The sequence below is a fragment of the Methylorubrum sp. GM97 genome, from assembly GCF_024347855.1.
Classification (GTDB): domain Bacteria; phylum Pseudomonadota; class Alphaproteobacteria; order Rhizobiales; family Beijerinckiaceae; genus Methylobacterium; species Methylobacterium extorquens.
Window position 1 is genome coordinate 940,001 of the sequence record NZ_AP025942.1, and the last position, 17,420, is coordinate 957,420.

A 17,420-nucleotide genomic window follows, 5' to 3' on the forward strand; every position below is an offset into this window, starting at 1 on the left:
CCAACCGGTGGACCGCGGCGCCCCTTCGGTGAGGCAGCTTCTATGGGGTGACCGATCCGGCGTCAACGGCCAAATTGAGAAAAGTTCCGCATCCCATCACGCGGGCATTACAGCCGTACGACAGCATCCTCGGGACGCATCTGCGGCGAGGGTCCGGCCGCCTCAATCTGGACATGCTGGCCCCGGACATCGGTCGCGTCGGCTAAGCGTCGTACCGCGAAGTCCCATGTCGCTCGCCCAGTGCGAGTCTGGTAGGACAGAGCGGGAGAACCGGTCCGAAGCGCCGACGCAGAGGAAGTCCGTGACGCGCGAGCGACTGAAGATCGGGGGAACGGCGGCGACGGCGAAGCCACGCCCGCCGACTCTGCCGCGCGGTGTCGAGCCGCCGCTCAACCTCCTGGGTGCGGATGCCCGGCAGATCGACCGGCGCGACGTCAACCTGCGCTGGCTCTGCGCCAGCGCGCTCACCGGCATTACCGGCGCGCTGCTAATGGGCGCGGCCATCCATGTCTCTCTTCAGGGGGATGCCTCGCTCGCGGCTGTCTCGGATCGGCCGAACCTCGGACCCCGTCCGCAGACGCAGGCCCCCGCCATCGAGGAGCCCGGCATCGCCTCCGCGCATAAGGGCGACCGCCTCGTCCGCAATCTGATGATCGCTTCGGCCAAGCAGAGCTATCGCACCCCGGTTACGGTGCGTCTCGGCGACCGTGAGATCATCAAGGTCCGGCCCTTCGTCCGGATTTCGTCCAACCTGTCGATGTCGACAGGCGTGTTCGCCAGCGACATTCCGCGCTTCGATCCGATGAAGTTCGTCTCCGACGAGCCGCAGGAGCGCGCGCCTGATCCCGGCGCGGCGGACGCGCCGGGCGCCGAGGTCACGGTGGTGAAACGCGATCTTGCCGAGATCGCCGTCGATCCCGGCGCACCAGCGCTCTCGGACGAGGACGTGACGGCGCAGATCGAGGAGGAGCGGCGCCTCGCGGCGGAAGCCGGGCGCCGCACCGCCCTACCGCTGGCGCCCCAGATCCTGCTCTCGCGCACCCTGCAGCAGGGCTCGGCCTTCGCCGGGTTCGGCGAGGGTGCCGGCCAGGGGAAGGGCAAGCTCGGCGAGGACACCAGCCCGTTCAAGTCGATCGAGGTGCTCGTCGTCCCCGAGAACGTGACGAAGCTCGCCAAGGTGGAGCTGCGCCCCGGCGAGGCACCGCTGGTCGAGGAACGCGACCTTGCGCTCAAGCGCGGCGAAACCCTCGACGGCGCCCTCAAGGCGACCGGGCAGGCCTCCGATCCGGCGATCGCGGGCATCGTCGCAGCGCTCGGCGGGAAGGCCAAGGTCGCGGCCCTGTCGGAGGGTCAGCAGTTCCGCGTGCAGTTCGCGCCCGGCCCGAAACCCGGCGACGGGCGGCAGGTGACCCGCGTGGTGCTGTTCGGCGAGACCGGCGTCCAGGCGATCGCGGCGATCAACGATCACGGGGCGTTCGTGCCCGTGGCGCCGCCGGTGGACGAGACGCGGGGGCGCAACCGGGAGCAGGCCCAGGCCGAGACGCCGGACGATGATGAGGAGGACGAGGGCAGCGGTCCGCGGCTCTACCAGAGCCTCTACGAGACCGGAGCGCGCCACGACGTGCCGCGCCCGACGATCGAGGATATCATCCGGATCTTCAGCTACGACATCGACTTCCAACGCCGGATCTCTTCGGGCGACGGGATCGATCTGTTCTACACCTACGACGAGGAAGCCGGCCCCGCCGCCGCCGAGCGGCCGGAACTGCTCTACGCCGCGCTCAATCTCGGCGGCGAGTCGCGCAAGGTCTACCGCTTCCAGTCACCGGATGACGGCTCGATCGATTATCTCGACGAGCAGGGCCGCTCGCTGAAGAAGTTCCTGATCCGCAAACCTATCGCCGACGGCATCATGCGTTCGGGCTTCGGCTACCGGCGTCACCCGATCCTCGGCTATGCCAAGCTCCATACCGGCGTCGATTGGGCCAACCCGATCGGTACGCCGATCGTGGCCGCCGGCAACGGCACGGTGATCAAGGCCGAGTGGGATTCGGGCTATGGCCGCCGCGTCGAGGTCCAGCACATCAACGGCTACGTCACGACCTACAACCACATGTCCCGCTTCGCCCGCGGGGTCAGCGCGGGCAGCCGCGTCCGGCAGGGGCAGGTGATCGGCTATGTCGGCTCGACCGGCCTCTCCACCGGCGCGCACCTGCACTACGAGGTGATCATCAACGGGCACTTCGTCGATCCGATGAAGATCCGCGTACCGCGCGGTCGCGAGCTCGACGGCCGGCTGCTCGCCGAGTTCAAGCGCCAGCGCGACCAGACCGAGGCGACGATGCAGAAATCGAAGACTGCCACGGCGATGGCGCAGCGCGACGCGATGCGGTGAGGCCGGACAACGGCCCGCATCCTTACCTCTGCTCGAGCGAATCCCGGATCGTCATGAGATCGAGCGCCCGCAGAGCCGTCTGATCCATGATGCACTCAGCCGAAAGCGGACCGCCGATGGTGCCGCCTGGGTAGACCCGCCCCGGCCATTCGCAGGCCTGCGCGCGAAACTTCAGCCAGGTCTGCTGGACGCCCTTGAGGTCAGTTTTGCCGGCCTCGTCGAAGCCGGCCATGGCCTCGCGGTAGGCGCGGTTCAGGAGCGTATCCCAAACCGTGTGCTCCCGGTCGAAGCAGGTCATCATCCCCACCGTACTGGAGCCGTCGGGCGTCTCCTGGCAGGGCCCCGACACCCGGCCGATGCAGGTGCGCCGTTGGGCGGACGTCTCCTTGCCCGTGAGGCACGCCTCGATCACCGCCGCATCCTTCGCAGGCGAGGCGGGGCGATCCGTTTCCTGCGCGAGGGAGGGTGCGGCGAGCGCCCAGGCCGACAAAATCAGGATCGCGCGAAACGATCGCATCGTGCCCAGCCCCCTCATGGTCGCTCGCCGCTCCTCACGAATTCCCGATGGGTCGCTGCGGCACAAGCCCCGTGAGACGCAGGATCAACACAACCGTGAGAACCCAAGCCGCGCCCGCACATCTTCAGCGGTAACGCCACGGGCGCGCAGATCGGCGAGCGACTCGGAGTCCTTCGACTTAGCAAGCTTCTCGCCGTCCTCCGCCCGGATCAACCCGTGATGGTGATAGGCCGGCATGGGACAGTGGAGGAGGCGCTGGAGCAGGGCGTGCAGGTCGGTCGCCGCCTCCAGATCCTGCCCGCGCACGACATGCGTGATCCCCTGCACCGCGTCGTCGCAGACCACGGAGAGGTGGTAGCTCGTCGGCACGTCGCGTCGCACGATCACCGCATCGCCCCAGCGGGCCGGATCGGCACTGACCGTCTCCTCGGCGCCGTCATCGGGCGAGAAGCGGCGGATGAGGAGGGGATCGGCCAGCGTTCGGAGCGCGGCGGGCATGTCGAGGCGCCAGCTATGCGGCTCGCCTTGCCCGATGCGGGCGCGTCGCGCGTCGGCGGATAGAGCGCGACAGGTGCCGGGATAGAGCGGAGCGCCGTCGGGATCGCGCGAAACCGGTGCGCCGCGCGCCTGACGGGCCGCGACCTCGGCCGCGATCTGCCCCCGTGAGCAGAAGCAGGGATAGATCAGGTCCCTCGCCGCCAACGCATCGCGCGCCGCGGCGTAATCCGCAAAATGCTCGGATTGGCGGCGGACCGGTCCATCGAAGCGGAGACCGAGCCAATCGAGGTCGGCCAGGATGCCCGCCACGAATTCGGGCCGGGCGCGGCCGAGATCGATATCCTCGATCCGCAAGAGCAGCTGTCCGCCGAGGGTCCGGGCGATGCGGGCGTTCAGCAGGGTGGAGTAGGCGTGACCGAGATGCAGGCGGCCGTTCGGGCTCGGGGCGAAGCGGAACCTCGGTTCTGGAGCTTGCATCATGTGTCCAGACACGTCAGGCGCGCCTTCGCCTAAGGCTCTCCGGCGCCGCGCAGGCAGGTCACGGGTCCGGGCGTGCAGGCGATGCCCGGCAGCGAACAGGCGGTCTCCTCGCCGATCCGGCGGCAGACCTTGCAGCCGTCGCCCCACTCGCCGCAGCTCTGATTCTGGGCCGGGTCCGATGCCGGAACGGCGGTCGGCGCGGGTTGATGGGCCGCACGCGGCGCCAGGGCTCCGATCAGCACGGTTGCCGCCACGAGAGCGATCACGCTCCATGTCACCGTGCGGTCGAGACGGGCGGATTGCGGATCGGTCGAGAGTTCTGCGGCCATGGCCCGGTGTTGGCGCGGATGCGGCGGGACTGTCAACGCCGCGGCGTCAGACGGGTGAGCGGTCCGGTTTCAGGAGCCCGGCCAAGCTTGAAACGCAGGGGTGGCCGACGCTCCGTGCAACTAGAGTGGGAACATTCGGCACGCTCATTGCGATGCCGCTGGCAGGAACATGAAGAAGCGGCCCTGGGGAGGAGAGATCGACGCCAGCACGGAGCCTCCACGCATGCTCTACGGCCTCTACTTCCTGACCTGCATGGTTGCGAACCCGACCCATTGCGTCATGCGGGTTCACCGCTTCAACGAAGACATCGTCACCCCGCAGCAATGCCTGTCGGTCGCCCAGCCGCAGATGGCGGCGTGGCAGAACGCCCACGGCGACCGCTGGCGCGTCGCCCGCTTCCGCTGCGGCTCGCCCCCGCGGGATGACGGGACGCGGATCTGATCACCCGCATCCCGCCCTTTCCTCAGGCAGACTCGGTCGGCTTTGCGGCGGTGCCCGCCAGCGCCGCCGCGACGGCACGGGCGAAGGCCACGGGATCGCGCGGCGTGTCGCCGTCCTGAACCCGGGCGAGGTCGAGCAGTGTGCCGGCCTCGGCCTTTAGATCCTCGCCGGCCTCGGCTCGCTCGTTGAGCGACCGGATCAGGGCATGGCGCGGGTTGATCTCCAGGATGGGCGCGGAACCACCGAAGCCGCGGCCGGCCCGGCGCAGCAGGCGCTGCATCTGGAGGCCCGGCCCCATGCCGGAGGTGGCGAGCACCACGGCGCTGTCCACGAGGCGGTCGGTGGTCCGCACGTCGGACACGTCTGGCTCCAGCGCGAGCTTGAGGGCGGCGACGAGCGTGTCGAGCGCGGGCGCCGCCTCGGCCGTCTCACCCTCGGGCTTGAGCTTGGCGAGGTCGGCCGAGCCCTGCGTGACCGAGCGCAGGGGCTTGTCCTCGAACTTGCCCAACTGCTCCGGCCAGAACGCATCGACGTGGTCGGACAGCAGCAGAACCTCGACGCCGCGGGCGCGGAAACCTTCGAGCTGGGCGGAGTTCTTCAGCGCCTCCACGTCGTCGGCGACGAGATAGTAGATCGCCTCCTGCTCGGGCTTCATCCGCGCCACGTATTCCGGCAGCGAGGTCCAGCCACCTTCCGTCGAGGAACGGAAGCGCAGGAGCGGCGCGATCTCGGCGCGGCGCTCGAAATCCTCGTAGATGCCTTCCTTCAGCACCGGCCCGAAATTCTCGAAGAATTTTTGATATTCCTCGGCCTTCTCGGTGTTCTTCGAGCGGTTCGACAGCTCGTTGATGACGCGGGTGGTCACGGCGCGGCGGATCTTCTGCAGCGTCGGCGTCGATTGCAGCATCTCGCGGGAGACGTTGAGCGGCAGGTCGTCGGTATCGACCACACCGTGGACGAAGCGCAGCCAGTTCGGCAGCAGCTCGGCCTCGTCGGTGATGAACATGCGCCGCACGTGCAGCCGCACCTTGGAGCGGCGGTCATCTTCCATCGGCATGAACGGCTTCATGCTCGGCACGAACAGGAGGCCGGTAAATTCGAGCGCGCCCTCTGCCCGCCAATGCAGGGTCGCCCAGGGCTCGTCGAAGCCGTGGCTGACGGTGCGGTAGAACTCCTTGTACTGCTCTTCCGTGATCTCGGATTTGGGCTTGCGCCAGAGCGCGGTGCCGCGATTGGCGGCTTCCTCCTTGCCCTCCGCATCGCGGATGGCGATCGGCACGGCGATGTTGTCGGCCCATTTGCGCACGACGTGATCGAGCCGGTAGCTCTCCAGATACTCGTCGGCGTCCTCTTTCATGTGCAGCACGATGTCGGTGCCGGGCTGCTCCCGGCTCGCCGGCTCCAGGGTGTAGCTGCCCTTGCCGTCGGAGGCCCAGGTCCAGGCCTCCTCGCTGCCCGCCCGGCGCGAGGTGACGGTGACGCGGTCGGCGACCATGAAGGCGGAGTAGAAGCCGACGCCGAACTGGCCGATCAGGCTCGGGCGCTGGTCCTCACCGCCCTCCGCCGCCCGCTCGCCGAGCGCCTGCGAGAAGGCACGGGTGCCCGAACGGGCGATGGTGCCGAGGTTCTGCGCCAGATCCTCCTTGCTCATGCCGATCCCGGCATCGGAGATCGTGAGCGTGCGCGCCGCCTTGTCGGGGGCGATCAGCACCCGGGCGTCGGAGGGGAGCGCCAGGGCCTCGTTGGTCAGCGCCTCGAAGCGGCGCCGGTCGGTCGCGTCGGCGGCGTTGGCCACCAATTCGCGCAGGAAGATTTCGCGGTCGGAATAGAGCGCGTGGACAACGAGGTCCAAAAGGCGCCCGACCTCGGCACCGAATTCGTGCCGCTCTACCGTCTCGCTCAAAGGCCACTCTCCCCGTCTGGCGTGCCGCACCGGAACACCCGCGCCGATGCGGCGGGTGTTCGGAGGAACACGCGAAAAAGCGGGGGCGATATGCCCATGGCGCGACGGCAATTCAATCGCCGCGGGCGTGTGCCAGCGACGAAATTGTCGCGTTTCAGGCTGCCAAAGCCGTCGGCGATACCGCGCTCACGACCGGCGCGGCCTCGATGCGTTGGTGCACGGTGTCGAACGCGGTGCGGATGGCCACCACCGCATCCTCGACGGCGACCAGGGCAGCGAGTTGCATATTGCCCGGCACCTCGCCGACGCGGCGCGTCGCGACGACAAGGGAATGCTCGAGCCTCAACAGTTCTTCCTCGGCACTCGCACCGGAAAGATGAGCCAACCGCTGTAGCGCGGCCTCCAAAGCATGGCGCAAGACAAGTGTTCTCACGCGATCCTGAAGGATCGCCCGTTCGTTTTGCTTCATGTGCGGAGATACCTGCCGATTCGCCAAGACGATCATGTCATCCCGCCCGCACCGGCGCAGTTCCTTTTCTGCAACATTTGCAAAAAGGCAGAGGCGCCACCCGGAACCATTTCGGCTTGTGGGAAATCCGCACGTCTCCGACGCATCCTGAGCGCGCATCCAGGCCCCTCTGCGATCCTGCGGGAGCCGGTCGCGCGATCGCGGAATGCCGGGGGTGCGTGGTGGCGGGGAGCACGGCAGTTGCCCTTCGCGTCGACGCGTGGTCCTGATCCTGCCTCTCGGCCCGTCCGATCTCAGGTTTCGTCAGAGTCCGTCATGCCCGACACGCCCGTCTTCGCCCATGCGGCCGTTGCCGCCCCCCACGCGCTGGCGGCTTCGGCCGGGCAGAACGTACTGGCGCAGGGCGGCAACGCCATCGAGGCGATGGTCGCGATGGCCGCCGCCATCGCGGTGGTCTACCCGCATATGAACAGCATCGGCGGCGACGGCTTCTGGCTGATCCGCGAGCGGAACGGCCGCGTGCGCGGCATCGAAGCCTGCGGACCGGCCGGGCAGCTCGCGACCCGCGCCCGCTACCGGGAGAAGGAGCTCGACGCGATCCCCTCGCGCGGCCCCGACGCGGCAGTGACGGTGGCGGGCACCGTCGGCGGCTGGCGCCTCGCGCTGGACATGGCGCGCGCCTTCGGCGGCCGGCTCCCCCTCGATGCAATTCTGGCCGACGCCATCCGCCACGCCCGCGCCGGCTGCCCGGTCTCGGCCTCGGAGGCGCGCTACGTGCCGAAGGAACTCGACACGCTGCACGACGCGCCGAATTTCTCCGCGACCTATCTCGATGACGGCAAGCCCTACGCGGTGGGCGCGATCCGAGCGCAGCCCAAGCTCGCCGACACCCTGGCCCAGCTCGCCCATGCCGGGCTCGACGACTTCTACCGCGGCGATATCGGCCGCGAGATCGCCAGCGACCTGGAACGTCTCGGCGCCCCCGTGACCCGCGCCGACCTCACCGCCTACGCGGCCAAGGAGCGGGCACCGCTGACCCTGCGGCGGCGCGACGCCACGCTCTACAACTTCCCGCCGCCGACCCAGGGCCTCGCGGCGCTGATCATCCTCGGGATCTTCGACCGGCTGCACATCGCCGAGCCGGAGAGCACCGCGCATTATCACGGGCTGATCGAGGCGACGAAGCGTGCCTTCGCCATCCGCGACCGCTTCGTCACCGACTTCGACCGCCTGAAGGGCGACCCCGCCGCCTTCCTCGATCCGAAGCGCCTCGACCGTGAGGCGGCGCTGATCGACATGCGGCGTGCCGCGAGCATCCCGGTCCGCTCGGGCGAGGGTGACACCGTGTGGATGGGCGCGATCGACAACGACGGCATGGCCGTCTCCTTCATCCAGTCGGTCTACTGGGAGTACGGCTCCGGCACGGTGCTGCCGGGAACCGGTATCTGCTGGCAGAACCGCGGCATGTCGTTCTCGCTCGACGCGAACGCGGTGAACCCGCTGGAGCCGGGCCGGCGCCCGTTCCACACCCTGATCCCGGCGCTGGCCGCCTTCGATGACGGCCGGGTGATGTCCTACGGCTCCATGGGCGGTGACGGGCAGCCGCAGTTCCAGGCGCAGATCTTCACCCGCTACGCCGATTACGGGATGTCGGTGGCCGATGCCGTGGACGCGCCGCGCCTGCTCTACGGCCGCACCTGGGGCGCCGAGTCGCTGAGCGTAAAGGTCGAGGACCGCTTCGATCCGGCCTGCATCGCGGCGCTCCGGCGCCTGGGCCACGAAATCGAGGAGCTGGGCGGCGCCTATATCGACTCTCTGGGCCATGCCGGCATGCTGGTGCGCCATGTCAAAGACGGGCGGATCGAAGCGACGCACGATCCGCGCTCCGATGGCGGCGCGGCGGGGCTTTGAACTGAAACGCGGCTTGCCCCGCGCCGAGTGGGCGGTACCCTTCGCGCAAAACTCGTCCGATCGGCGGGCGCGACCGGAGGAGTGATACGGGAGGAGATATCCTTGGCTCACTTCATCAACGACCGCGCCAGCCTCGTCACCGACGCCATCGACGGGCTCGTCGCGGGCAGCGGCGGGGCGCTGGCACGGCTCGACGGCTACCCCGAGATCCGCGTCGTGCTGCGGGCCGAGCTCGAGCCGGACAAGGTCGCCGTCGTCTCCGGCGGCGGCTCTGGGCACGAGCCGGCCCATGCCGGTTTCGTCGGGCCGGGGCTGCTCACGGCGGCGGTGTGCGGCGACGTGTTCGCCTCGCCCTCCGTCGATGCCGTGCTCGCCGGCATCCTGGCGGTGACGGGCGAGGCCGGCTGCGTCCTCATCGTGAAGAACTATGCCGGCGACCGCCTGAATTTCGGCCTCGCCGCCGAGCGCGCCCGGGCGCTCGGCCGCCGGGTCGAGACCGTGCTGGTCGCCGACGACATCGCCCTGCCCGACGCGGCCCGGCCGCGCGGGCTCGCCGGCACGCTCTTCGTCCATAAGGCCGCGGGCCACGCCGCCGCCGCCGGCGCGCCGCTCGCCGAGGTGGCGGCACTGGCCCGGCGCACGGCCGCCGCGGTGCGCACCCTCGGCATCGCCGTCTCCACCGCGACGATCCCCGGCTCGAAACCGGAGCCGCGCCTGCACGAAGGCGAGGCGGAACTCGGCCTCGGCATCCACGGCGAGCCTGGCATCGAACGCATTGACCTGCCCCGCGCCGACGCGCTCGCCGAGCGCATGGCCGCGCGCTTCCCGGCGCCCATCGCAGGCGCCGACAGGCTCGCGCTCCTCGTCAACAATCTCGGCTCGACCACGGCCCTGGAGATGGCGGTGCTGACGAAGGCCGTGCTCGCGACCGACCTCGGGCGGCGGGTGCGGCTTCTGCTCGGCCCCTCCCCGGTCATGACCGCGCTGGACATGCACGGCGCCTCCCTCAGCTTCCTGGCACTGGACGATGTCCTCGAGGCAGCACTTCTCTCCGAGACACCAGTCACCGCCTGGCCGCGCGCGCGGATCCTGCGCGAATCGATCGTCCGACCGCTGCCGGAGGGGGTCGCCGGCGGGCCGGCACCGGCGCCCTCGCGGGATGCGGTCGTCGCCGCACGGATCGAGGCCGTGGGCCGGGCGCTGATCGCAGCGGAAGCCTCGCTCAACGCCCTCGACGCACGGGTCGGCGACGGCGACACCGGCTCGACCTTCGCCGAAGGTGCTCGCGCCGTACTGGCCGATCTCGACCGGCTGCCCCAGGCCGATCCCGCCGCCCTGTGCCGGGCACTGGGCGAGCGCCTCGAACGCGCGACGGGCGGATCGAGCGGCGTGCTGCTCTCGATCTTCTTCGCCGCCACTGGCGCGGCACTCGCCGGGGGTGCGGACTGGCCGGCCGCCTGCGCCGCCGGCGTCGCTCGGGTGCGCGAAATCGGCGGCGCGGGCCCCGGCGACCGCACCATGCTCGACGCGGCGATTCCGGCGGTCGAGGCGCTGGCGACATCCGGCCTCGGCGCGGCGGCGCAGGCTGCCCGCGCGGGCGCCGAGGCAACCGCCGGGATGGAGCGGGCCGGGACCGGCCGCTCCAGCTATCTCGCCGGCAAAGACCTGAAGGGCCATCCCGATCCCGGCGCGGTTGCGGTGGCGACCGCCTTTGAGGCACTGGCCTTGGGATCGAAGTGAGTGGATCGATGACGAGCACCCTGAACCAGGACCAGAGCGACTACTGGAACGGCGAAGTCGGGCAGCGCTGGGCCCTCTACCACGAAGCCCTCGACACGGCCTTCGCGCCCTTCACCGAAGCCCTGTTCGCCCGCGCCGCGCTCCCACCCGGCGCCCGCGTGCTCGATATCGGCTGCGGGGCGGGCGACACGGCGCTCCGCGCCGCGCGGCAGGTCGGGAGCGGCGGCCACGTCACCGCCGCCGACCTGTCGGAACCGCTGCTGGCCGTCGGCCGCGAGCGGGCGGCGCGGGAGGCGCCGGGTGCCGCCCCGATCGAGTGGCTTCGGGCCGACGCCCAGGATCACGCCTTCGGCGCCCGCTTCGATCACGCTCTCTCCCGCTTCGGCGTGATGTTCTTCGAGGATTCCACCGCGGCCTTCGCCAACATCCGCCGCTCCCTCGTGGCGGGCGGGCGGATGAGCTTCCTGTGCTGGCGGAACATGGCGGAAAACGCCTGGGTCACGCTGGCGCGGGACGCGGTGCTGCCGATCCTGCCCGAGGCTGAAGCACCGCAGCCGGGCGCGCCGGGACCCTTCCGTTTTGCTGCGCCGGAGACGCTCCTGCCTATTCTTGAGGCAGCCGGTTTTCACGCCATCGAATGTGAGCCCGTGGATCGGATGATGCGGGTGGGCGATACGCCCGAGGCGGCGGCCGACTTCGTAGCGACCCGCGGCCCCATCGCCCGCCTGCTGCGCGAGCGAGAGCCGGACGTGAAGGACGCTGCCTTAAAAATCATCACGGCGTTGTTCCGAGACCGCTTCGGGTCCGGCCCGGTGGAACTCGGCGCCGCCTGCTGGCTCGTCACCGCTCGAACCTGAGGCTTCACCCCTGGCACGCCCCTTGCTCAGGCCCGACGCCGCAAGGGAGTGAATGATGCATACAATTTCTGATCGGACGCGGTGGATCCAGCTCGGCCTTGGTCTCCTCGTCATGATGACGATCTCCAGTCCGCAATACGTCTGGACCCTGTTCGTGAAGCCGTTCCAGGCGACCACCGGCGCGAGTCTCGCTGCCGTGCAGGTCGCCTTCACGATGCTGATCGTGCTCCAGACCTTCTTCTCGCCGGTGCAGGGCTGGCTGATCGAGCGCTTCAGCGCCAAGGCGATGATCGCCCTCGGCGCCGCCCTGTCGGGGCTGGGCTGGGTCGCGGCCTCCTACACCGACACCCTCTGGGGCCTCTACGCGACCTACGGTCTGCTCTGCGGCCTCGGCACCGGCATCGTCTATGTCGGCGTGGTCGGGCTGATGGTGCGCTGGTTCCCCGAGCGGCGCGGCTTCGCGGCCGGCGTCGTGGCGGCGGGCTACGGCATGGGCGCCATCGCCACCACCTTCCCCATCACCGACATGATCGCGGCCTCGGGCTACCGCCACACGCTGTTCGTGTTCGGTGCGGTCATGGCCGTGATCGGCGTCGCCGCAGCGCTCGGCCTGCGCACGCCGAAGGCCGGTGAAACCCCCGCCATCCCCGCCGACAAGGTGGCGAGCGCCGCCCGCGACGTGGCCCCGGCTCAGATGCTGAAGACCCCGCTGTTCTGGCTGATGTTCGCGATGATGGCGATGATGTCGACCGGCGGCCTGATGGTGGTTGCGCAGTTCTCCGCCTTCGCCAAGGAGTTCGGCGTCGCCGACGCCATGGTGTTCGGCTTTGTCGCACTCCCCTTCGCGCTCACCTTCGACCGCATCACCAACGGCCTGACGCGCCCCTTCTTCGGCTGGGTCTCGGACCATGTCGGCCGCGAGAACACCATGGCGGTGGCCTTCGCGCTCGAAGCGGTGGCCATCGGCCTGCTGCTGATGTTCCGTGAGAACGCCTACGCCTTCGCCCTGCTCTCGGGCGTCGTGTTCTTCGCCTGGGGCGAGATCTTCTCGCTGTTCCCCTCGACGCTCACGGACACCTTCGGCACCAAGCACGCCACCACCAACTACGGCTTCCTCTACATGGCTCAGGGCGTGGGCTCGCTGCTCGGCGGCCCCGTCGCCGCGCTGATCCACGACGCGGTCGGAAGTTGGGTGCCGGTCTTCGGCATCGCTATCGGCCTCGACCTCGTGGTGGCAGCGCTCGCGTGGTTCGTGCTCAAGCCCGCCCGCCGCGCCTATCTCGGCGTGCCCGGACCGGCCGTGCCGGAGATGGCCGCGCCTCTGGCCGTCCGCCCGGCGGTCGGCTGAGGCGCAGGCCGAGCCCAGCCCCTGGCCGTTCCGGCCGGGGGCGCGTAACGAAGTCCGCGAGACGGCTCCCGTCATCGCGGACTTTTTTGCATGCAATCGACCCTGCGGCAGCCGCTGCCATGACGGCGCCGTCACTTGTGCCTGATCACGCCCCGTGGCTCGCCATCGTCGGCATCGGCGAGGACGGGCGGGTGGGCCTCTCGCCCGCCGCGGCTGCCGCCCTCGATGCGGCGGAGGTGGTCTATGGCGGGCGCCGCCACCTCGCCCTGGCGGCGCCGCTGGCCACCGAGACCCGGCCCTGGCCGAGCCCGATTGACACGGCCTATCCCGGCATCCTGGCCCGGCGCGGGCGGCCGACCTGCATCCTCGCCACCGGCGACCCGTTCCATTACGGCATCGGCGCCGAACTCGCCCGGCTGGTGCCGGCGCACGAGATCCGCGCCTTCCCGCAGCCCTCCGCTTTCAGCCTCGCCGCGGCCCGGCTCGGCTGGTCGCTGCCCGAGACCGCCTGCCTCACCCTGCACGGGCGCGACCTGTTCGGCATCGTGCCGCATCTCCAGCCCGGCGCCCGCATCCTCGCCCTGTCCTGGGACGGCGCGACGCCCGCGGCCGTCGCCGCGCTGCTTACCGAGCGCGGCTTCAGCGGTTCGCGACTGACCGTGCTCGAAGCCATGGGCGGCCCGAACGAACGGGTTCGCGAGGCGCGCGCGGAAAACTTCGACTTGAGCGAGATCGCCGCTCTCAACACCCTCGCGGTTGCGGTGGAAGCAGCGCCCGGCGCCCGGATCGTCCCGCTGAGCCCCGGCCTCGACGATGCGTGGTTCGAGAACGACGGCCAGCTCACCAAGGCCGAAATCCGCGCGGTGACGCTCGCGGCCCTGCGCCCGCGGGCCGGCGAAACCCTGTGGGATCTCGGGGCCGGCGCCGGCTCGATCTCGATCGAATGGTGCCTGCGCCATCCCGCCAACCGCGCCGTCGCGGTGGAGCGCCGGCCGGACCGGGCGGAGCGGATCGCCCGCAACGCTCGGGCGCTCGGGGTCGCGCCCCGTGTGCAGGTCGTCGTCGGCGGCTCGCTCGCGGCTTTGTCCGCCCTCCCCTCCCCCGGGGCGGTCTTCGTCGGCGGCGGTGTCGCCGAGCCCAGCCTGCTCGCCGCCTGTCGCGACGCGCTCCCGCACGATGGCCGCTGTGTCGCCAACGCCGTCACCTTGGAGGGTGAGGCGGCCCTGCTCGCGGCCTTCAGTGAGGCCGGCGGCGCCCTGCGCCGGCTCTCGGTCGCCCACGCGGTGCCGGTCGGCGGCCTCACCGGCTGGCGCCCGGCCATGCCGATCACGCAATGGGTCTGGACGAAGCCGTGACCCCGCCCTGCGTCTTTGCCGGCATCGGTTTTCGCCGGGCCACGACCGCCGCGGAGATCGTCGCGCTGCTGAACCGGGCGTTGGCCGAGGCCAGGCTCGCATCGGGACAGCTTGCCGCCATCGCCACCGCCGCGGACCGGGCCGGTGAACCGGCGGTCTGCGACGCCGCCGCCGTTTTCGGCCTCGCGCCGACTGCGCTCGATGCGGCGGCCCTGACGGCGGTGGATGCGCGGGTCGTGACCCGGTCGCACCGAATCGAGGCGAGCCGCGGCGTCGGCTCGGTGGCGGAGGCGGCGGCGTTGGCCTGCGCCGGCCCGGCGGCGCGCCTCGTCCTGCCCCGCATCGCCAGCGCGGGCGCCACCTGCGCCCTCGCCGTTGCGGACCGGGCGTCAAGCCTTCCTTAACCGAGACCGCGAAGAGGCAGGCCAGCGAAGGGAACCTTTCACGCGATACGGCGAGGATGGCCGCGTGAAGCAGGGAGGGGCGGGGCGGTGACGGACTTGTCGGTTCCCACCCTGCAATTCACCGATTTCCTGGTGTTCGGCGCCTGCGCCGCGATTTTCCTCTGCGCGTGGCTGCTGCACCGGCAGAAGACCTACTTCCTTTGCTTTGGAGCCAGCTACGCCGTCTGCGCGACCATGGCCGTGTGGTTCGTGGATTTCGGCTATTACGGCAGCATCTGGTCGCCGTTCGGCTGGTCGCTCGCCGGGGCGACCTTCTGGATCGGGCTCCGGCTCTTCGACGGGCGCCCGGCGGTGGCGGGGCCGATGATCGGCCTGTTCCTGCTCCCCACGGCGACGCATCTCGGGCTCACGCTCGCGGGCGGTAACGCCGTCGCGATCAATGCCGGCAGCACGATCGCCTATGCCGTCCACGAGGCTGCGGCGGCCGTTTATGTCTTCCGAACCTCAACGCGGCGTTCCCCGCTGCGGCACCTGATCGCCGGGGCCCTCCTCGCGATCGCGCTGGTGATCTGCCTGCCCCTGCTGCCGGTTTCCGAGGCGTCGGTCCGGCTCTCCGTCATCGCGATTTTCATCGTCGATCACGTCACTTCCATCCTCCTGACCACGGCGATTCTCGCCCTGGAGGCGGAGCGGGGCTATGCCGCCGTCGCGCGGATGGCGCGGACGGACGCGTTGACGGGCGCGTTGAACCGGCAGGGCCTGGCGGCCGAGACCGGCGGCGTGACGGAGGCCGGCATCATCGTCGCGGACCTCGACCATTTCAAAGCGATCAACGACCGGTTCGGGCATGCTGCGGGGGACGCGGTGCTGCGCGACTTCGCCGCGCGGGCGGCCGCGCTCCTGCCCGAGGGCGGCCATCTCGCGCGGCTGGGCGGCGAGGAGTTCGGGATCGTGCTGCCCGGGCGCGATCACAACGCGACGACTTATCTCGCCGAACGCCTGCGCCGCGCGGTCGGCGGCTCGCCGGTCTCCTGGAAAGGATCGGCCGTTCCGATCACGGTGAGCCTCGGCGTCGCGATGCTCCGAGCCGGCGAAGCGCTGAGCGAGAGCCTGGAGCGCGCCGACAAGGCCCTCTACGACGCCAAGACCGACGGCCGGAACCGCGTCCGGGTCGCGTAAGCGCGTCGTTCCGAAAGCAGGGGTGAGTGGCCACCGCGGCGCCGTCCACGGCCAGCTTCCGCGAAGCCCATCCCTCAATCCGCCCGGTCGCCGCCTGACACGCTGCCGATCCGCTCCGCCGCGAAGCGCTCGCGCAGCCATGAAGCGGCGGGGCCGCAGGGCCGCTGCTTGTGCCAGACCAGTTCCAGGGCGATGGGCCAGTCGCCCTTGTCGAACTGCAGGTCCGGCGTGACGAGATCCGGTGCGGTGAGGGACGAGGCGATGACGTGATCGGTGACGAAGGCCCAGCCGATCCCGTGTTTCACCATCTCCAAGATCACCCAGTGGCTCTCCACCCACCACACCTCGGCCGCCACCCGCAGACGGCGCTTCTCCGGCCCGTCGCTGCGCGCGGCGACAAGGATCTGGCGATGGCGTTTCAGTTCCTCCCACTCCACCCGCGCCTTGGCGAGCGGATGGTCGCGTCCGCAGACGAGCTTGAGCGGCACCCAGCCGATGGTCTGGAAGCCGAGTTCCGTCGGTAGGATCTCCTGGCGCCACATCACGCCGAGGTCGGCGGCGCCCGACTGCACCATGCGGCTGACATCCTCCATCAACGGGAAGAGCAGTTCCAGTTCCACGAAGGGGAAGGCCTGAGCGAAATCGGCGAAGAGCGCGCCGAGCGCGTGCTCGGGGTAGAGCTCATCGATGGCGACGACCAGCCGGTTCTCCACCCGCTGCTCCAGGCTGCTCGCCACGCCGATCAGGTGCTCGCGCCGGTCGAGCACCACGCGCGCCTCCGACAGCAGCCGCTCCCCCGCCGGGGTGAGCACCGGGTTCCGGCCCGTTCGGCTGAACAGCGCCAGCCCCAGATCGGCCTCGAGGTTGGCCACCTGCGTGCTGACGGCCGATTGCGCCTTCCGCAGCACGCGGGCGGCGCCCGAGAACGACCCGGCCTCGGCCGCCGCCACGAAGGCTTGGAGTTGGTCGAGCGAAACGGCCATCTATCTGATTTCCGGATACATACCAACTTGGCAGCGTGGGTATCGCAGATAGAAGACGGCGGACCAAGCCCGACCTTTCCGGGCCAATCCCGTTTTTCCGAGCTAGTTCATGCGCACCACACGCGACCGTATCCGTCATGCCCTCTTGTTCGAGATGTTCGGCCTCGCGCTCATCATCCCGTTCGGAACGGTGCTGTTCGGGCTGCACGCCTCCGAGATGGGGGTGATCGGCGTGGGCAGTGCCATCACCGCGGCTGCCTGGAACTACGTCTACAATCTCGGCTTCGATCGCGTGATGCAGCGGTGGACCGGGCACACGCGCAAGAGCCTCGTCCTGCGGGTGGCTCACGCCGTGCTGTTCGAGGCCGGGCTGCTCCTGATCCTGATGCCGCCGATCGCATGGTATCTCGGCATCGGCCTCGTCGAGGCCTTCGTCATGGATCTCGCGATCGCGGCCTTCTACGTGGCCTACGCCTTCGTCTTCAATCTGGCCTACGACCGGGCCTTCCCGCTGCCGGGCTGGGGCGAGGTCGCGGCGGAGCCGTCGCGCTGAGCCGTTCTCCCTCGGTTCCTTGCCGCAACCTCGGCCATCGTCTCTCCCCAACGGGCG

Annotated in this window: 16 protein-coding genes; 10 read left to right on the forward strand and 6 right to left on the reverse strand. The window is 70.1% G+C overall.

Annotated elements, in window-relative coordinates; translation table 11 throughout:
- Positions 1 to 301 precede the first annotated feature (301 nt).
- The gene (locus tag MSPGM_RS04525; RefSeq protein ID WP_003605295.1) at positions 302 to 2,395 is read left to right on the forward strand and encodes a M23 family metallopeptidase; all 2,094 of its coding nucleotides are present in this window, start codon (positions 302 to 304) and stop codon (positions 2,393 to 2,395) included.
- A gap of 22 nt (positions 2,396 to 2,417) precedes the next feature.
- Here the strand turns inward: MSPGM_RS04525 and MSPGM_RS04530 are convergent, their stop codons facing one another.
- The 3 genes from MSPGM_RS04530 to MSPGM_RS04540 are packed head-to-tail and all read right to left on the reverse strand — an operon-like array spanning position 2,418 to position 4,219.
- Positions 2,418 to 2,978, reverse strand: a complete 561-nt coding sequence (locus MSPGM_RS04530) for a lysozyme inhibitor LprI family protein (protein WP_261926177.1) — start codon at positions 2,976 to 2,978, stop codon at positions 2,418 to 2,420.
- 18 nt (positions 2,979 to 2,996) lie between these two features.
- A complete protein-coding gene (gene gluQRS / locus MSPGM_RS04535; protein WP_012752205.1) occupies positions 2,997 to 3,890 on the reverse strand; it encodes a tRNA glutamyl-Q(34) synthetase GluQRS in 894 nt (297 codons plus the stop codon).
- A 29-nt stretch (positions 3,891 to 3,919) separates the two neighbouring features.
- The gene (locus MSPGM_RS04540; protein ID WP_003605292.1) at positions 3,920 to 4,219 is read right to left on the reverse strand and encodes a hypothetical protein; all 300 of its coding nucleotides are present in this window, start codon (positions 4,217 to 4,219) and stop codon (positions 3,920 to 3,922) included.
- Positions 4,220 to 4,442: 223 nt separating this feature from the next.
- Between MSPGM_RS04540 and MSPGM_RS04545 the strand changes: the two genes are divergently transcribed.
- Entirely contained in the window at positions 4,443 to 4,661 is a 219-nt protein-coding gene (locus MSPGM_RS04545) for a hypothetical protein (protein ID WP_003605291.1), read from the forward strand.
- 22 nt (positions 4,662 to 4,683) lie between these two features.
- On the opposite strand, the gene htpG is transcribed toward MSPGM_RS04545, so the two are convergent.
- Positions 4,684 to 6,564, reverse strand: coding sequence for a molecular chaperone HtpG (gene htpG / locus MSPGM_RS04550; RefSeq protein ID WP_003605290.1), 1,881 nt, complete (start codon positions 6,562 to 6,564; stop codon positions 4,684 to 4,686).
- A 154-nt stretch (positions 6,565 to 6,718) separates the two neighbouring features.
- Positions 6,719 to 7,033 carry a hypothetical protein gene (locus tag MSPGM_RS04555; RefSeq protein WP_003605289.1) on the reverse strand — a complete coding sequence of 105 codons (315 nt, stop codon included), beginning with the start codon at positions 7,031 to 7,033 and terminating at the stop codon, positions 6,719 to 6,721.
- Between the two features lie 315 nt (positions 7,034 to 7,348).
- Here MSPGM_RS04555 and MSPGM_RS04560 point away from each other — a divergent pair, with 315 nt between their 5' ends.
- The 7 genes from MSPGM_RS04560 to MSPGM_RS04590 all read left to right on the forward strand — a co-directional run bounded on the left by MSPGM_RS04560 (position 7,349) and on the right by MSPGM_RS04590 (position 15,827).
- On the forward strand, positions 7,349 to 8,944 hold the full coding sequence (locus MSPGM_RS04560; RefSeq protein ID WP_012752207.1) for a gamma-glutamyltransferase family protein: 1,596 nt from the start codon (positions 7,349 to 7,351) through the stop codon (positions 8,942 to 8,944).
- A gap of 102 nt (positions 8,945 to 9,046) precedes the next feature.
- Positions 9,047 to 10,684, forward strand: coding sequence for a dihydroxyacetone kinase subunit DhaK (locus MSPGM_RS04565; protein WP_012752208.1), 1,638 nt, complete (start codon positions 9,047 to 9,049; stop codon positions 10,682 to 10,684).
- Between the two features lie 8 nt (positions 10,685 to 10,692).
- On the forward strand, positions 10,693 to 11,541 hold the full coding sequence (locus MSPGM_RS04570) for a class I SAM-dependent methyltransferase (RefSeq protein ID WP_012752209.1): 849 nt from the start codon (positions 10,693 to 10,695) through the stop codon (positions 11,539 to 11,541).
- A gap of 55 nt (positions 11,542 to 11,596) precedes the next feature.
- Positions 11,597 to 12,889: an oxalate/formate MFS antiporter gene (gene oxlT, locus MSPGM_RS04575; RefSeq protein ID WP_003607325.1), complete on the forward strand. Its 1,293-nt coding sequence runs from the start codon at positions 11,597 to 11,599 to the stop codon at positions 12,887 to 12,889.
- Positions 12,890 to 13,008: 119 nt separating this feature from the next.
- Entirely contained in the window at positions 13,009 to 14,244 is a 1,236-nt protein-coding gene (locus tag MSPGM_RS04580; RefSeq protein ID WP_012752211.1) for a bifunctional cobalt-precorrin-7 (C(5))-methyltransferase/cobalt-precorrin-6B (C(15))-methyltransferase, read from the forward strand.
- Positions 14,223 to 14,648 carry a cobalamin biosynthesis protein gene (locus tag MSPGM_RS04585; protein WP_012752212.1) on the forward strand — a complete coding sequence of 142 codons (426 nt, stop codon included), beginning with the start codon at positions 14,223 to 14,225 and terminating at the stop codon, positions 14,646 to 14,648. Before MSPGM_RS04580 ends, MSPGM_RS04585 begins: the two co-directional genes overlap by 22 nt.
- Before the next feature lie 87 nt (positions 14,649 to 14,735).
- Positions 14,736 to 15,827 (forward strand): GGDEF domain-containing protein, encoded by a 1,092-nt coding sequence (locus tag MSPGM_RS04590; RefSeq protein ID WP_003600438.1) that lies wholly within the window; start codon positions 14,736 to 14,738, stop codon positions 15,825 to 15,827.
- A 74-nt stretch (positions 15,828 to 15,901) separates the two neighbouring features.
- Here MSPGM_RS04590 and MSPGM_RS04595 read toward each other — a convergent pair whose 3' ends face one another.
- Entirely contained in the window at positions 15,902 to 16,810 is a 909-nt protein-coding gene (locus MSPGM_RS04595) for a LysR family transcriptional regulator (RefSeq protein ID WP_003600439.1), read from the reverse strand.
- 109 nt (positions 16,811 to 16,919) lie between these two features.
- Between MSPGM_RS04595 and MSPGM_RS04600 the strand changes: the two genes are divergently transcribed.
- Positions 16,920 to 17,363, forward strand: coding sequence for a PACE efflux transporter (locus MSPGM_RS04600; RefSeq protein WP_003600440.1), 444 nt, complete (start codon positions 16,920 to 16,922; stop codon positions 17,361 to 17,363).
- The last annotated feature ends 57 nt before the right edge of the window (positions 17,364 to 17,420 follow it).

Coding starts and splice junctions, on each gene's coding strand:
- MSPGM_RS04555 (WP_003605289.1), bottom strand. CDS start 7,033: ATGAAGCAAAACGAACGGGCGATCCTTCAGGATCGCGTGAGAACACTT.
- MSPGM_RS04545 (WP_003605291.1), top strand. CDS start 4,443: ATGCTCTACGGCCTCTACTTCCTGACCTGCATGGTTGCGAACCCGACC.
- gluQRS (WP_012752205.1), bottom strand. CDS start 3,890: ATGATGCAAGCTCCAGAACCGAGGTTCCGCTTCGCCCCGAGCCCGAAC.
- MSPGM_RS04540 (WP_003605292.1), bottom strand. CDS start 4,219: ATGGCCGCAGAACTCTCGACCGATCCGCAATCCGCCCGTCTCGACCGC.
- MSPGM_RS04570 (WP_012752209.1), top strand. CDS start 10,693: ATGACGAGCACCCTGAACCAGGACCAGAGCGACTACTGGAACGGCGAA.
- MSPGM_RS04560 (WP_012752207.1), top strand. CDS start 7,349: ATGCCCGACACGCCCGTCTTCGCCCATGCGGCCGTTGCCGCCCCCCAC.
- MSPGM_RS04580 (WP_012752211.1), top strand. CDS start 13,009: ATGACGGCGCCGTCACTTGTGCCTGATCACGCCCCGTGGCTCGCCATC.
- MSPGM_RS04600 (WP_003600440.1), top strand. CDS start 16,920: ATGCGCACCACACGCGACCGTATCCGTCATGCCCTCTTGTTCGAGATG.
- MSPGM_RS04595 (WP_003600439.1), bottom strand. CDS start 16,810: ATGGCCGTTTCGCTCGACCAACTCCAAGCCTTCGTGGCGGCGGCCGAG.
- MSPGM_RS04585 (WP_012752212.1), top strand. CDS start 14,223: ATGGGTCTGGACGAAGCCGTGACCCCGCCCTGCGTCTTTGCCGGCATC.
- oxlT (WP_003607325.1), top strand. CDS start 11,597: ATGCATACAATTTCTGATCGGACGCGGTGGATCCAGCTCGGCCTTGGT.